11 protein-coding genes are annotated in these 13909 nt (G+C 64.7%); 1 reads left to right on the top strand and 10 read right to left on the bottom strand.

Going from position 1 to position 13909, the window contains the following annotated elements:
* Position 1: 1 nt before the first annotated feature.
* From WN72_RS11780 to WN72_RS11750, 7 genes are all read right to left on the bottom strand, one after another.
* Complete coding sequence (locus WN72_RS11780; protein WP_092218133.1) at positions 2 to 1285, bottom strand: acetyl-CoA C-acetyltransferase; 1284 nt, start codon at positions 1283 to 1285, stop codon at positions 2 to 4.
* Positions 1285 to 3552 (bottom strand): acyl-CoA dehydrogenase, encoded by a 2268-nt coding sequence (locus WN72_RS11775; RefSeq protein WP_027564299.1) that lies wholly within the window; start codon positions 3550 to 3552, stop codon positions 1285 to 1287. The genes WN72_RS11780 and WN72_RS11775 overlap by 1 nt, the downstream gene beginning before the upstream one ends.
* 285 nt (positions 3553 to 3837) lie before the next feature.
* On the bottom strand, positions 3838 to 4461 hold the full coding sequence (locus tag WN72_RS11770) for a flavin reductase family protein (RefSeq protein ID WP_027564298.1): 624 nt from the start codon (positions 4459 to 4461) through the stop codon (positions 3838 to 3840).
* A gap of 120 nt (positions 4462 to 4581) precedes the next feature.
* Positions 4582 to 5181 carry a TetR/AcrR family transcriptional regulator gene (locus WN72_RS11765; RefSeq protein ID WP_092218136.1) on the bottom strand — a complete coding sequence of 200 codons (600 nt, stop codon included), beginning with the start codon at positions 5179 to 5181 and terminating at the stop codon, positions 4582 to 4584.
* Between the two features lie 35 nt (positions 5182 to 5216).
* Positions 5217 to 8354: an efflux RND transporter permease subunit gene (locus tag WN72_RS11760; protein ID WP_027564296.1), complete on the bottom strand. Its 3138-nt coding sequence runs from the start codon at positions 8352 to 8354 to the stop codon at positions 5217 to 5219.
* Positions 8355 to 8524: 170 nt separating this feature from the next.
* Positions 8525 to 9631 (bottom strand): efflux RND transporter periplasmic adaptor subunit, encoded by a 1107-nt coding sequence (locus tag WN72_RS11755; protein WP_027564295.1) that lies wholly within the window; start codon positions 9629 to 9631, stop codon positions 8525 to 8527.
* Between the two features lie 253 nt (positions 9632 to 9884).
* Complete coding sequence (locus WN72_RS11750; RefSeq protein WP_027564294.1) at positions 9885 to 11216, bottom strand: MFS transporter; 1332 nt, start codon at positions 11214 to 11216, stop codon at positions 9885 to 9887.
* 170 nt (positions 11217 to 11386) lie between these two features.
* Between WN72_RS11750 and WN72_RS11745 the strand changes: the two genes are divergently transcribed.
* Positions 11387 to 11833 carry a ribosomal maturation YjgA family protein gene (locus WN72_RS11745; RefSeq protein ID WP_167381035.1) on the top strand — a complete coding sequence of 149 codons (447 nt, stop codon included), beginning with the start codon at positions 11387 to 11389 and terminating at the stop codon, positions 11831 to 11833.
* Between the two features lie 95 nt (positions 11834 to 11928).
* Here the strand turns inward: WN72_RS11745 and WN72_RS11740 are convergent, their stop codons facing one another.
* The 3 genes from WN72_RS11740 to WN72_RS11730 all read right to left on the bottom strand — a co-directional run bounded on the left by WN72_RS11740 (position 11929) and on the right by WN72_RS11730 (position 13842).
* On the bottom strand, positions 11929 to 13092 hold the full coding sequence (locus tag WN72_RS11740; RefSeq protein ID WP_092218138.1) for a winged helix-turn-helix domain-containing protein: 1164 nt from the start codon (positions 13090 to 13092) through the stop codon (positions 11929 to 11931).
* Between the two features lie 128 nt (positions 13093 to 13220).
* Complete coding sequence (locus tag WN72_RS11735) at positions 13221 to 13475, bottom strand: hypothetical protein (RefSeq protein ID WP_027564289.1); 255 nt, start codon at positions 13473 to 13475, stop codon at positions 13221 to 13223.
* A gap of 121 nt (positions 13476 to 13596) precedes the next feature.
* Positions 13597 to 13842 carry a hypothetical protein gene (locus WN72_RS11730; RefSeq protein WP_092218139.1) on the bottom strand — a complete coding sequence of 82 codons (246 nt, stop codon included), beginning with the start codon at positions 13840 to 13842 and terminating at the stop codon, positions 13597 to 13599.
* Between the last annotated feature and the right edge of the window lie 67 nt (positions 13843 to 13909).

Raw genomic sequence — 13909 nt, 5'->3', positions numbered from 1 at the left:
GTCACACCGCCTCGATCAGCATGGCGCCGCCGAGCCCGCCGCCGATGCATTCGGTGGCGACCCCACGCCGCGTGCCGAGCCGCTTCATTGCATTGACGAGATGCAGCACGATGCGATTGCCGGAGGTGCCGACGGGATGACCGAGCGAGATCGCGCCGCCGTCGACATTGAGCCTTTCGCGGTCGATCTCGCCGGCCGCGCCGTCGAGGCCGAGGATCTCGCGGCAGAACTTGTCGTCGTTCCAGGCGGCGAGGCAGCCGAGCACCTGCGTGGCAAAGGCCTCGTTCAACTCCCAGGTCTCGACGTCCTTGATGGTGAGGTCGTTGCGCTGAAGCAGCGGCGTTGCCGACATCACGGGTCCGAGCCCCATGATGCTGGGATCGAGCGCGGCCCAGTGGCTGTCGACGATCGCAGCCTTCGGCGTCAGTCCGTGTTTTGCCACCGCCGCATCGGAAGCAAGGATCACCCAGGACGCGCCGTCGGTGATCTGCGAGGAATTGCCGGCCGTGACCTGGCCCCACGGACGCTCGAACACCGGCCTCAGCTTTGAGAGCGTCTCGGCCGTCGAGTCCGGGCGCACGCCGTCGTCATGATCGAAGAATTTGCCGTCGCGGGAGAACGCGGTCTCGACCTCGCCCTTCAGATATCCTTCGGCCTGCGCGTGGGCGAGCCGGCGGTGGCTCTCGGCCGCATAGGCGTCCGACTGGGCGCGGGTGATGCCGAAGAGATGGCCGACGACTTCGGCGGTCTGGCCCATGTTGAGGTCGGTGACTGGATCAGTCAGCCCGCGCTCGAGGCCGATGATCGGCTTGAGATAGCGCGGCCGCAGCCTGAACGCGGCAGCGAGCTTGGCGGCCATGCCCTTGGCGGTGGCAAGGCCGGCGAACCAGCGCACACCGGAATTGGGCCAGACCAGCGGCGCGTGGCTCAGCGCCTCGGTGCCTCCCGCCAAAATCATGTCGGCATGGCCCTCGCGGATGTAGCGATAGGCGGTGTCGATCGACTGCATGCCAGAGCCGCAATTGATCTGCACCGTGAAGGCGACCATGTCCTCGCCCATGCCGAGCCGGAGCGCGGCGACACGGGCTGGGTTCATCTCGTCGGCGATCACGTTGACGCAGCCGAGGATGACCTGGTCGAAATCGTCAGGCGAGAACGGCTGGCGCGCCAGCAGCGGCCGTCCGCACTGCACGGCAAGATCGACCGGCGTGAACGGCCCCGGCCCGGAACGTGCTTTCAGAAACGGCGTCCGGCTGCCGTCGACGATGAAAACCGGTCGTGCCATCAGCTCGCCGCCCTCTGTTCACCGAGTTCCTGGAAGAACTGATGCACGTCGCCGGATTTCTTGTAAATCGGCGATAGCGCCTCCGGCGCAAAATCGTCGACCTCGATGACTTTTGTGACGGCTTCGTGAGCGGCCGCGAGCTGCTCGCCTTCGGCCTGCGTGATCACGCCTTTGGCGATGGCGTCTTTCCAGTCGCGGATATGCGCAGCGCGCATGCGCTTGGCGATCGCATCGGTGCTCGCGACCAATTTGAACGCGCGCTCCAGCCGGGCAAAGCCGCTGTCGTCGTCGACATGGGCGAGATCCGGCGTGAGGCGCTCGCGCGCGGCCGACGGCTCCAGCACGATGCCAGCGCATTGATGCACGACACGGTCGGACGGACCGAGCACGCGGGCGCCGAATGGCTGGACCACGAGCTTGAGGAAGCCGGCAACGAAGCGGTTGGGCAGGTTGGCGAGGATTTCGGCCAGCCGGTTCTCGATCGTCTTGAAGCCGGTCGCCATGCACCATTCCAGCGCGGCAAAATCCTCCTTCTGCCGGCCCTCGTCCTGCCATCGCTTGAGCGCGGCCGAGAGCAGGTACAGCTCGGAGAGAATGTCGCCGAAGCGCGCCGACAGCATCTCCTTGCGCTTGAGCGCGCCGCCGAGCGTCAGTAACGCCATGTCGGCGCAGAGCGCGAACGCCGCGGAGTAGCGCGAGAGCTGGCGATAGAACGGCGTGGCATCGCCCGCATCCGGTGCCATCGCGAAGGCGCCGAAGGTCCAGCTCTGGCCGAAGGCACGGAACAGTGTCCGGAAGCTATGGCCGACGTGTTTCCAGAACGCAGTGTCGAAGGCGGTGAGCCCGCGCTCGCGGTCGGTGTCGGCCAGCGCGTTCATCTCGTCGAGCAGATAGGGATGCGCGCGGATCGCGCCCTGCCCGAACACGATGAGATTGCGGGTGAGGATATTGGCGCCCTCGACGGTGATGCCCACAGGCACGGCACGGTGCAGGTTGCCGATATAGTTTTGCGGGCCGTCGATCACGGCCTTGCCGCCATGGATGTCCATGGCATCGTCGACCGCGGTCCGCATCCGCTCGGTCGCATGCAGCTTCATGATGCCGGAGATCACGGCGGGATGAACGCCGGCGTTGAGCGCTGCGCAGGTCAGCCGCCGTGCTGCATCGAGCTGGTAGGCGGTCGCAACGATGCGCGCGAGCGGCTCCTCGACGCCCTCGAATTTGGAGATGGAGATGCCGAACTGCTCGCGGATGCGGGCATAGGCACCGGTGGTGCGCGCGGCGTAGGCGGCGCCCGCAGCGGAGAGCGACGGCAGCGAGATGCCGCGGCCTGCGGCGAGCGCCGTCATCAGCATCTTCCAGCCTTGGCCCAGCCGCTCCTTGCCGCCGATGACGTAATCGAGCGGGATGAAGACGTCGCGGCCCCGGTTCGGGCCGTTCTGGAACACCTGCATCGACGGCAGATGGCGATGGCCGATCTCGACGCCCGGCAGGTTGGTCGGGATCAGCGCGACAGTGATGCCGAGCTCTTCCTGTTGGCCCACCAGATGGTCGGGATCGTAGGCCTTGAAGGCGAGACCCAGCAGCGTCGCCACCGGGCCGAGCGTGATGTAGCGCTTGTGCCAGTTGAGGCGGAGGCCTGTGACCTCGCGGCCTTCAAAGTTGCCCTTGCAGATGATGCCGGTGTCGATCATCGAGGCGGCATCTGAGCCGGCCTCAGGGCTGGTGAGGCCGAAGCAGGGAATGTCGCGGCCGTCGGCAAGCCGCGGCAGCCAGCGCTCCTGCTGCTCTTTGGTGCCGAAGCGCATCAGGAGCTCGCCGGGCCCGAGCGAGTTCGGCACCATTACGGTGACCGCCGCTGCGATCGAACGGGTCGAGATCTTGCGCACCACTTCCGAATGCGCGTAGGGCGAAAAGCCGAGGCCGCCAAACTCCTTCGGAATGATCATGCCGAAGAATTTCTCGCGCTTGACGAAGTGCCAGACATCCGGCGGCAGGTCGCGCCATTCCCAGAAGATCTTCCACTCGTCGAGCATGGCGCAGAGCTCGTCGACAGGCCCGTTGAGAAAGGCCTGCTCCTCGTCGGTGAGCCGCGCCGGCGGCACCTTCAGGAGCTTGGTCCAGTCGGGATTGCCGGTGAAGAGGTCGGCGTCCCACCAGACGTCACCGGCCTCCAGCGCCTCGCGCTCGGTGTCGGACATCGCCGGCAGCACGCCGCGCGCCCAGGAGAAGATCGGCTTTGTGATGTTGTCGCGGCGGAAGCTCATGGCGGACCTCATGGATCGGCGCGGTTATCAGGCATTTTAGCGGAAAGTGGCCGGGGTGCGTGAACACTTCGCCTGCAAAAAGACGCGAATTGACGCGGCCGGGCGGCCGCCCCGGGGACCATAACGGCCGGAGCGTGGAGGCAGTTCCGGGAGGGGGTTGGGCTCAATGCCTCTCCGCGTCATTCCGGGGCGCGCCGTCAGGCGCGAGCCCGGAATCCATACTCACGATGGTGGTTATGGATTCCGGGCTCGACGCTACGCGTCGCCCCGGAATGACGGATTGGCCTAATCCGGCCGGATCATCTCGAACATGTTTTCCGGCTTGATCTCGAAATAATCGCCACGGCGGCCGGCGCGGACGATGGGGCGGGCGGCGGCGGTCTGGTAGACGCCGTCCTTGATCATGGCCTTGTCGATGTGGACGGCGACGACCTCGCCCAGCGTCAGCCAGGCGTCGGCCTCCTTGCCGTCGGCGCCCTTGAGGCGGACGATGTCGGATACCTTGCACTCGAAGGCGACCGGGCTCTCGCCGACGCGCGGCACGTTGACGAGCTTGCCGGGCACGGCGGTCAGCCCCGCGATCTCGAACTCGTCGACCTCAGGGGCGACATGCGCGGCGGTCGCATTCATGTGCTTGGCCAAATCCATCGTGGCGAGATTCCAGACGAACTCGCCGGTCTGCTGGATGTTCTCGACCGAGTCCTTCCAGTTGGTGGAGGAGAAGCCGATGATCGGCGGCACGTAACAGAAGGCGTTGAAGAAGCTGTAGGGCGCGAGGTTGACGTGGCCCTTGGTGTCGCGCGAGGAGATCCAGCCGATCGGCCGCGGCGCGATGATGGCATTGAAGGGATCGTGCTTGAGGCCGTGGCCCTTGGAGGGCTCGTAGAAGTAAAGGTCTTTATCGGTCACGCCGCTGTTTCTCCGTTTTCCGTCATTCCGGGGCGGTCCGCAGGACCGAACCCGGAATCTCGAGATTCCGGGTTCGATGCTTCGCATCGCCCCGGAATGACGGTCAACTCAAAACATTGGTCAGTGGCGCGGGGACAGACCCGCGATGACGAAATCGATCATCTGGTCGATGGTCGGGCCCGGCTTGGTGGCGCACTGGGCGATCATCTGGGGGTGGAAGAAACGCATCATCGCGGTGCAGGCGCACAGCGAGGCCAATGGCAGGTCCGGCGCCTCGAACTCGCCTGTGGCGGCGCCTTGGGCGATCATCTGGCCGATGACGCCGGCAATGCACTCCATATGGGCGACGCAGACGTCCCAGTCCTCCTCCATCGCGATCGCGACCATCTCGTGCAGCTTGTTATCGCCGACATAGCGCTCGGTGTTCATGCGGTGGATGGTGGTGAGCAGCTCGCGGAAGCGCGGCAGCACCGGACCGGGACGGGTCACGATCCGCTGCGCCTCCAGCTCGACCTCGCCCATCAGGCCCCGCGCCACCGCCTGGTGGATCGCCTTCTTCGATTCGAAGAAGCGATAGACGTTGGCGGGGCTCATCCTGAGCTCCTTGGCGATGTCGCCGACCGTGGTCTTCTGATAGCCGATCTGGCGGAACAGCCGCTCGGCCACCTCGAGGATACGATCCCGGGTGTCGCCTTCGATATGTTCCGCAACCAGTGTCATTTTGTCAGGACTCGTTCGTCAGTACTTCATCTCACTTATTCAGCCGCTTCAGCAAGCGGAATAGCGGGATGGTCATCGCTCCCATGCTGCGACGCGGTAGGCGGTTCGGCCGAACCGGCCTCGTCCAGGCTCTTCCTGAACCACAGGGCGTAGAGGCCCGGCAGGTACAGAAGCGTCAGGAAGGTCGCGACGAACAGGCCTCCCATGATCGTGATCGCCATCGGGCCCCAGAACGCCGAGCGCGACAGCGGGATCATGGCGAGGATGGCGGCCAGCGCCGTCAGCACCACCGGACGGGCACGACGGACGGTCGCCTCCACGATCGCCTCGCGCCGGGTCAGGCCGTGGCTGACGTCGGTCTCGATCTGGTCCACCAGGATGACGGCGTTGCGCATGATCATGCCGGCGAGCGCGATCAGGCCGAGCAGCGCCACGAAGCCGAACGGAGCGTTGGCGACGTTGAGGCCGAGGGAGGCGCCGACGATGCCGAGCGGCGCGGTCAGGAACACCAGGATCAGGCGCGAGAAGCTCTGCAGCTGGATCATCAGCAGCGTCAGCATCACCATGACCATCACCGGGAAGAGGATGAAGATCGAGGCATTGCCCTTGGCGGATTCCTCGAACGCGCCGCCCGCTTCGATGCGGTAGGCCGGCTCGAGGTGATCCTTGATCGCCTTCAGCTTCGGCGTGATCTGGTTGGTGATGTCGGGCGCCTGCACGCCGTCGACGACGTCGGAGCGCACGGTGATCGCCATGTCGCGGTTACGCCGCCACATGATCGGCTCCTCATGGGAGTACTCGATCTTGGCGATCTGCTGCAGCGGCACGGCAACGCCGTTGCGCGAGGTAATGGTGAGATCGCCGACACCGCCGAGGTCGAGCCGCTCGGACGGGATCGCGCGGGCGACCACGCCGACCTTCTCGATGCCGTCGCGCACGGTCGTGACCTGCGAGCCCGAGATCAGCATCGCGAGCGCCTGCGAGACCTCCTGCGGGGTCAGGCCCATGGCGCGCGCGCGATCCTGGTCGACGACGAGCTTGAGGTAAGGCGACTGCTCGTTCCAGTCGAGCTGGACGTCCTTGACGCTCTTGTTCTGCCGCATGACGTCGCGGACCTGGTAGGCGATCTCGCGCACTTTGTTGGCGTCGGGGCCGATCACGCGGAACTGCACGGGGAAGCCGACCGGCGGACCGAAATTGAAGCGGTCGACGCGCACGCGTGCCTCGGTCAGCATGCCGTCGGCGACCGCGCCCTCGATCTTGGCCTTGACGCGCTCGCGCGCCTCGACGCCCTTGGCGACGATCACGATCTCGGCGAAGGCCTCGTTCGGCAGCTGCGGGTTGAGGCCGAGCCAGAAGCGCGGCGAGCCCTGGCCGACATAGGCCGTGTAGGTCTCGATGTCCTTGTCGTCCTTCAGCAGCGTCTCGGCCTGCTTCACGGCCTTCTCGGTGACGTTGAAGGCGGTGCCCTCAGGCAGGCGCAGCTGGAGGAACAGCTCGGGCCGCTCAGACAGCGGGAAGAACTGCTGCTGGACATGACCGAAACCGACGATCGAGGCGACGAAGACGCCGACGGTCGCAACGACCACGGTGATGCGGTGATTGACGCACCACTGCACGATGGCGCGCAAGCCGCGATACATGCGTGTCTCGTAGACCGCGTGCGGATCGTGGTTGTGATGGGCCTTCATCTCCGGCAGCAGCTTGACGCCGATATAGGGCGTGAAGATCACCGCCACGAACCAGGAGGCGACCAGCGCGATCGCCACGATCCAGAAGATGCTGCCGGCATATTCGCCGACCGCCGAATTGGCAAAGCCGATGGGGAGGAAGCCAGCGGCCGTGACCAGCGTTCCCGTGAGCATCGGAAACGCAGTGGATTCCCAGGCAAAGGACGCCGCGCGCATGCGGTCCCAGCCCTGCTCCATCTTCACCACCATCATCTCGACCGCGATGATGGCGTCGTCGACGAGCAGGCCGAGCGCGATGATCAGCGCGCCGAGCGTGATGCGATGCAGATCGAGCGACATCGTGTTCATGACAATGAAGACAATGCCAAGCACCAGCGGCACCGACAGCGCGACCACGATGCCGGTGCGCCAGCCGAGCGCCAGGAACGAGACAAACAGCACGATGACGAGCGCTTCCATGAAGGAGTGCACGAACTCGCCGACGGCGTGCTCGACCACCTTGGGCTGGTCGGCGATCAGCTTGACGTCGACGCCCTGCGGCACGGCCTTCATGAACTCGGCGGTCGCCTTCTCAACTTCCTTGCCGAGCTCGAGGATGTTGGCGCCCTTGGCGGTGACGACACCGATGCCGATCGCGGCCTTGCCTTCCTGGCGCACCACGAAGCTCGGCGGATCGACATAGCCATGGGTGACGGTGGCAATGTCGCCGAGGCGGAACACGCGGCCGTTGCTCTCGACCGGGGTCTCCGCGACAGCCTTCGCGCCGTCGAGCGCGCCGGTGACGCGCAGCGGCACGCGCTGCGAGGAGGTCTCGACCGTGCCGGCCGGCGTCACGTTGTTCTGCTTGGCGAGCGAATCGAACAGCGCCTGCGGCGTGATGCCGAGGGTGGCGAGCTTGGCATGGCTGAACTCGACGAAGATGCGTTCGTCCTGGTTGCCGTAGACGTCGACCTTGGTGACGCCAGGCACCTTCAGCAGGCGCTGGCGGAAACCTTCGGAGACCTTCTTGAGCTGGGCATAGTCGGCGCCGTCGCCGGTCATCATGTAGAGGATGGAATCGACGTCGGAGAACTCGTCGTTGACGACGGGTCCGAGAATACCGGACGGCAGCTGGCCCTGCACGTCGACCAGCTTCTTGCGCAGGAGATAGAAGAGATAGGGCACGTCCTTCGGCGGCGTGTTGTCGCGGAAGGTGACCTGGAGTGCGGTGAAGGCGGGCTTGGAGTAGGTTTGCACCTTCTCGAAGTAGGGCAGCTCCTGGATCTTCTTCTCGATGGGGTCCGCGACCTGGGTCTGCATCTCCTGCGCGGTCGCGCCCGGCCAGATCACGGAGACGTTGACCACCTTCACCGTGAAGAACGGGTCCTCAGCGCGGCCGAGCTTCTGATAGGAGAAATAGCCGGCGACGCCGAGCACGAGCATCAGGAAGAGAACCAGCGTCGGATGGCTGACGGCCCAGGCCGAAAGGTTGAAGCGCTTCATCGCTCTCTCCGAAAGACGATCCAGTTGCAAAAACGACAGCCGCTCTGTTCAAACCGTCGTCGCGAGGCAGCGAAGCAATCCAGGGGGCTGGGCAGGTTCTGGATCGCTTCGCCGCTTCAGCCTTTGCTTAGGGACACAGGCCGAAACTCACCTCACACGACGTAACTCGCTTAGAAAGAAAGTGACGAGACGACCCGCACCTTCTGGCTCGGATCGAGCTTCTGCACACCGAGCGCGACGATCTTGGCGCCTTCCGGCACGCCGCCGGTGATGACGACGTCGTTGCTCTCATAGGACTTCACCACGACCGGCTGCAGCGTGACCGCGCCGTTGTCGTCGACGACGTAGAACGAGGGCTTGCCGCCTTCGTTGAACAGCGCCGACAGCGGCAGCCGCGCGACGCGCTCGGTGGCGGCGTCCGACAGCGTCAGCGTCGCGGTCATTCCGAGCGCGACCCTGTCGTCGGCCTCGGGCAGCGAGAACTTTGCGAGATAGGTGCGCGTGGCGGGATCAGCCGCCGGCGCGATCTCGCGCAGCTTCGCCGTGTATTTCTTGTTCGGCTCGGACCAAAGAGTGACGCTGGCGGCGCCCGATTTGGCACGTCCGACCAGCGTCTCAGGGATCGCGACGACCGCTTCCTTCTCGGCAAAGCGGGCGACACGGATCGAGGCCTGGCCTGCGGCAACCACCTGGCCGGGCTCGATCAGCGTTGCGGTGACGACGCCACGGGCGTCGGCGTTGAGCGTCGCGTAGGAAAGGGAATTCTTGGTCAGCTCGACCGAGCGGACGGCGCGGTCGAGGCGCGCGCGGGCCTCGTCGGCGGATGCACGGCTCGAATCGAGCTGCGCGTCCGTGGTCCAGCCCTTGGCCTTCAGATCCTTGGCGCGCTGCTCGGCGGCAGCGGCCTGAGCCAGCACGCCGGTCGCAGCGGTCTGCTCGGCGACAGCCTGCTCGGCCTGGAGCTTCAGATCGACCTCGTCGAGGGTGGCGAGCGGCTGGCCGATCTCGACGGTCTGGCCGACCTCGACCAGGCGTTTTGCAACTTTACCAGCGACGCGGAAACCCAAGTCGCTCTCGATCCGGGGACGGACGGTGCCGACAAAGCTCCGCTCTGGGGTCTCGGCGTCATAATGGGCGGTCGCGACCAGAACCGGGCGCGACGGCTCGGCCTTCTCGGCGACGGTGTCATTGCAGCCGGCCAGTGCAGCGGCCATCAGGGCCAGCGACACACCCGCCAAAAGCCTGGAATAGCTCGACAAAACCGACCGGACGAACATCGGAGGACACTCCTCAATCTTGAATGAGAGGAATGTCGACTAATCACTGATAAAAGTCAATAATCGTCAGTCATCAGGAAAGCGTGATCGTTAAGGGCTGGTAAGGATTGGCGGGATGGTTGCCAGGAAGGGGCGATCGTAGGGTGGGCAACGCGAAGCGTGCCCACCAGATCGGCGTATCAGGGAAAGATCGTGGGCACGGCGCTTTGCGCCTTTGCCCACCCTACGAAGCTGCGGGACCGTTCACTCGGCGTTACCGCCCCTGCCCGGCGAACTCGTGCTTGCTCTCGTGGCCGCCGACGAAGACCAGAATGCCGGCGATCAGCGGGAGCACGGCAAGCACCAGGAGACCGGTCGAGGTCTGCCCCGTGGCTTCCTTGACCCAGCCGATCAGATACGGTCCGCCAAAGCCGGCGAGGTTGCCGATCGAGTTGATCAGCGCGATGGCACCAGCCGCCGCCGTACCGGAGAGCCAGGCGGTCGGCAGGGTCCAGAACACGCCGAAGACGCAGAACACGCCGATGGCGGCGAAGGTCAGCGCCACCATCGTCATGGTGGGATCAGTGAGATAGGAGGAGACGCCGAGCGCAATGGCGATCAGGATCATGGGTGCGCCGACATGCATCACGCGCTCGCGCGTGGCATCCGAGTGCCGCGCCCACAGGATCATCGCGATCGTGCCGAACACATAGGGAATCGCGGTCACGAAGCCGGTCTGCGCATTGGTGAGACCGAACGCCTTGACGATCTGCGGCAGCCAGAACTGCATGCCGTAGAGCGCACCGACGAAGCCGAAATAGATCAGGCTCAGCGTGATCACCTTGGGCGAGGACAGCGCTTCGCCGAGCGTCAGATGCTTCACGGCCTGCTTGGCCGCGATCTCGGCATCGAGCTTCGCCTTGAGCCAGGCCTTCTGCTCGGCCGAGAGCCAGTCCGCCTTCTCCGGCCTGTCGGTGAGATAGAACCAGGTGACGATGCCCAGCAGCACGGAGGGAATGCCTTCGAGAATAAACAGCCACTGCCAGCCCTTCAGGCCCATGATGCCGTCGAGACCAAGCAGCAGGCCGGAGATGGGCGCGCCGATCACGGTCGAGATCGGGACAGCGATGGCGAAGGCCGCGAGGAAGCGGGCGCGGTATTCGGCCGGGTACCAATAAGTGAGATAGAGGATGATGCCGGGGAAGAAGCCGGCTTCGGCGACACCGAGCAGGAAGCGCAGGACGTAGAAGCTGGTGACGCCGCTGACCATCGCCATCAGCGCCGAGATGATGCCCCAGGTCACCATGATCCGGGCGATCCAGCGGCTGGCGCCGAACTTCTCCAGCGCCAGATTGCTCGGCACCTCGAAGATGAAATAGCCGATGAAGAAGATGCCGGCGCCCCAGGAGAAGATCAGCGGCGTGAACTTCAGCTCGGCGTTCATGGTCAGCGCGGCGAAGCCGAGATTGACGCGGTCGAGATAGGAGAAGAAGTAGGCCAGCACCAGGAACGGAATCAGGCGCCAGGAGATGGCGCGGATCGTCGAGGTCTCGACTTCGCTCTTGGCAGTGCCGGTGGAACCGGCATAGGTCGTGGTCTGGCTCATCGCTTCCCCCCCGGGGTTGTTGCTTTTATGGGCTAAAGCCGTTTCGAATCGAAACGGCTTTAGATTCATGTTTTGACGCGTTTTCTTGACGCGAACCGGTATCCACTTCGCTCGAAAACGCTCTGTTCGCGGTTTTGAGCATCGCCGCGAAAGAGTCAATGGAGCAAGCAATGCACGGGGCGCAGCCAAATCATTCTGCTGCGCTGCTACGGACATCGCTGACCCGGGCCGCTCTCGCATTGGTCGTGATCGCCTTCGGCCTGTCCCTGCGCTGGTACGGCTTTCCGCTCGGCCTGTCCGCCTTCGTGGTGAAGTATGGCGGCTCGCTGCTCTGGGCGACCATGGTGTTCTTGCTGGTCGGGGTCTTGCTGCCGCAGTTGTCACGGGCGCAGATCGCGGCCATCGCAGTGGCGATCGCCGTCGTCGTCGAATTCTCCCGGCTGGTGCATACGCCGTGGCTCGACGGGTTCCGGCTCACCACCGCGGGCGCGCTGCTGCTCGGCCGCATCTTCTCGCTGTGGAATCTGGTGGCTTATGCGATCGGAATTGCGTTCGGCGTGTGGATCGATCGGCTCGCCGAGAAGCGTGGTCTCGTAGGGTGGGCAAAGGCGCCTTAGCGCCGTGCCCACCATCTCGCTTCGCATCCAATGATGGTGGGCACGCTACGCTTTGCCCACCCTACGAGACTACGGCACCGACGCCGTGGCAGCACTCACTCCTCCAGTTGAAACCGCTCGAACCGATCAAGCTCCTCCTCGATGCCCCGCTTCAGCTCCTTGCGTCCCGCCGTCTTCTTGCCCTGCCCGACCCAGGTCCATTTCTGCATCAGCAGCTTCTTGGCCTGCCGGTCGGCCTTGAGATCGAGCGCAGCGACGATCTCGTCGCCGACCAGCACGGGAAGCGCGAAATAGCCGAGCTTGCGCTTGGCCTTCGGCACATAGGCTTCGAACAGATGGTTGTAGCCGAAGATGAGATTGGTGCGCTTGCGCTGGATGATCAGCGGGTCGAACGGCGAGAGGATGTGGACGAGATCGGGCGATACGCCCTCGCCCGGCTCCAACGACGCCGGCGTCGCCCAATGCTCCTGCTTGCCGGCGCCATCGATCGCAACGGGCACGAGCTCGCCGCGGCGGACGCGCGAGGCGATCAGCCCGGCGACCGCCTTCTTGCGCGGCGCGTCGAGATGGCAGATCGAATCCAGGCTCACCACGCCCTGCGAGCGTAGCGCGCGGTCGAGCAGATAGGCCGTGATCTCCTTCGCGGAGGCCGGCTTCGGCAGCTTGTCCCAGCCGAAATGGCGCGTCATCAGGTCATAGGTCTTGAGCATGCCGAGGCGCGCGCTGATGGTCGCAACGCCGGTATAGAAAGCGAGCTGGAGCGCCCGCTTCGAGGGCTTTCGGCTCTGCCAAAGGTGCTCCTTCTCGGTGAGCACGTCGTCCTCGATGTCGCGGATCGTCAGCGGGCCCGCGCGCAGCAGCCGCATCACCTTGCGCGTGTCGGCCGGCTTCACCGAGGCGTACCATTTGTGTCCCTCGCGCTTGTGCTCGCGCATCGCCGGCAGGAAGAAGCGAAAGTCGGCGGACGGCACGTAGGAGAGCGCATGCGTCCAGTATTCGAACACGCTTCGGTCGACGCTCTGGGCCTGGCGCAGATCGGCGCGGCGATAGGAGGGAATGCGGCTGAACAGGATGTGATGGTGGCTGCGCTCGATGACGTTGATGGTGTCGATCTGCACATAGCCGAGATGAGTGACCGCATCCGCCACCGCCTGCGCCCCCTCGCCGAACGGCGCGCGCTCGTCCAGCCGCTGGGCATGCAGCCAGATCTGCCGGGCCTGTGTGGTGGTGAGCGGGAGCGGTTTGGGCGCGCGAGACATTGCGGGAAGCAATGTAGCGAGATTCGCGCCAAGAGAAAGAAGGCAGCGGACAAGGAAAAGCGGCAGTTAAAGTAAAAGCCACGCTGCCATCTGCTGACAGCGCGGCCAAACAAGGCGCGCCTTGCGCCTTACTTCATCGACATCGCCTTTTGCGACTTCATGTAGTGCATGCAGGCGCTCTTCATCTTGCCATTGCTCATGTCCGCGTTGGCCATGGCCATTTCCTTGTTCGCCGCCATCTTCGCCGGCGTGTCGGGGGTGCCGCCCATCATGGCGGCGGTCTTCATCATGTTGTCCGTGGTGCACGCCATCATCGCGGCGGAGGCGGGGGACAGCGAAAGAGCAAACGCGACAAAGGCTATGGCCGTGAGCAAGGTCTTCATCGAAAAATCTCCTCGAGCAAAACGAAACCGGCGTCATGCCGGCCTTCGCAATTACGTATTCTCTCGTGCAGACGTTTCGTGGAGAAGACAATTTTCTTGCTGCCGTGCGATGGCAGAAGGCTCAGTGGCCCTCTTTCGGAGCCCTGGACCGGCCGCCGATGCTGCCTGTGGCGACATCGGGCTCGCAGGACGCCCTGCCGCGCCCTTCCGACTGGCAGCGGTAGACGCTGCCGGTGAGACGGTCGACCAGCCACATGTTCTCGTCGGTCGGTGCCTCCAGGCCGACATAGCGGGAGGTCAGCCCCGTGATCAGCGTCGACAGCAGGATCGCCACCGCGATCATCGCCGCGCCGATATAGATGGGCATGGAATTCAGGGAGACGGTCCGATCCGGCGGGCCACTGCGATAGAATTGGGAGTCACGCTGATAGTCA

This window comes from Bradyrhizobium arachidis (assembly GCF_015291705.1).
In the GTDB taxonomy this organism is placed as follows: domain Bacteria; phylum Pseudomonadota; class Alphaproteobacteria; order Rhizobiales; family Xanthobacteraceae; genus Bradyrhizobium; species Bradyrhizobium arachidis.
Note: the sequence above shows the minus strand (reverse complement) of the source record. Positions and strands in the feature narration are given on the sequence as shown.

Bases quoted from the DNA above. Each gene is read 5' to 3' on its own strand.
- WN72_RS11740 (WP_092218138.1), bottom strand. From the start codon at position 13,092: ATGTCTCGCGCGCCCAAACCGCTCCCGCTCACCACCACACAGGCCCGG.
- WN72_RS11750 (WP_027564294.1), bottom strand. From the start codon at position 11,216: ATGAGCCAGACCACGACCTATGCCGGTTCCACCGGCACTGCCAAGAGC.
- WN72_RS11760 (WP_027564296.1), bottom strand. From the start codon at position 8,354: ATGAAGCGCTTCAACCTTTCGGCCTGGGCCGTCAGCCATCCGACGCTG.
- WN72_RS11730 (WP_092218139.1), bottom strand. From the start codon at position 13,842: ATGCCCATCTATATCGGCGCGGCGATGATCGCGGTGGCGATCCTGCTG.
- WN72_RS11745 (WP_167381035.1), top strand. From the start codon at position 11,387: ATGCACGGGGCGCAGCCAAATCATTCTGCTGCGCTGCTACGGACATCG.
- WN72_RS11780 (WP_092218133.1), bottom strand. From the start codon at position 1,285: ATGGCACGACCGGTTTTCATCGTCGACGGCAGCCGGACGCCGTTTCTG.
- WN72_RS11735 (WP_027564289.1), bottom strand. From the start codon at position 13,475: ATGAAGACCTTGCTCACGGCCATAGCCTTTGTCGCGTTTGCTCTTTCG.
- WN72_RS11755 (WP_027564295.1), bottom strand. From the start codon at position 9,631: ATGTTCGTCCGGTCGGTTTTGTCGAGCTATTCCAGGCTTTTGGCGGGT.
- WN72_RS11765 (WP_092218136.1), bottom strand. From the start codon at position 5,181: ATGACACTGGTTGCGGAACATATCGAAGGCGACACCCGGGATCGTATC.
- WN72_RS11775 (WP_027564299.1), bottom strand. From the start codon at position 3,552: ATGAGCTTCCGCCGCGACAACATCACAAAGCCGATCTTCTCCTGGGCG.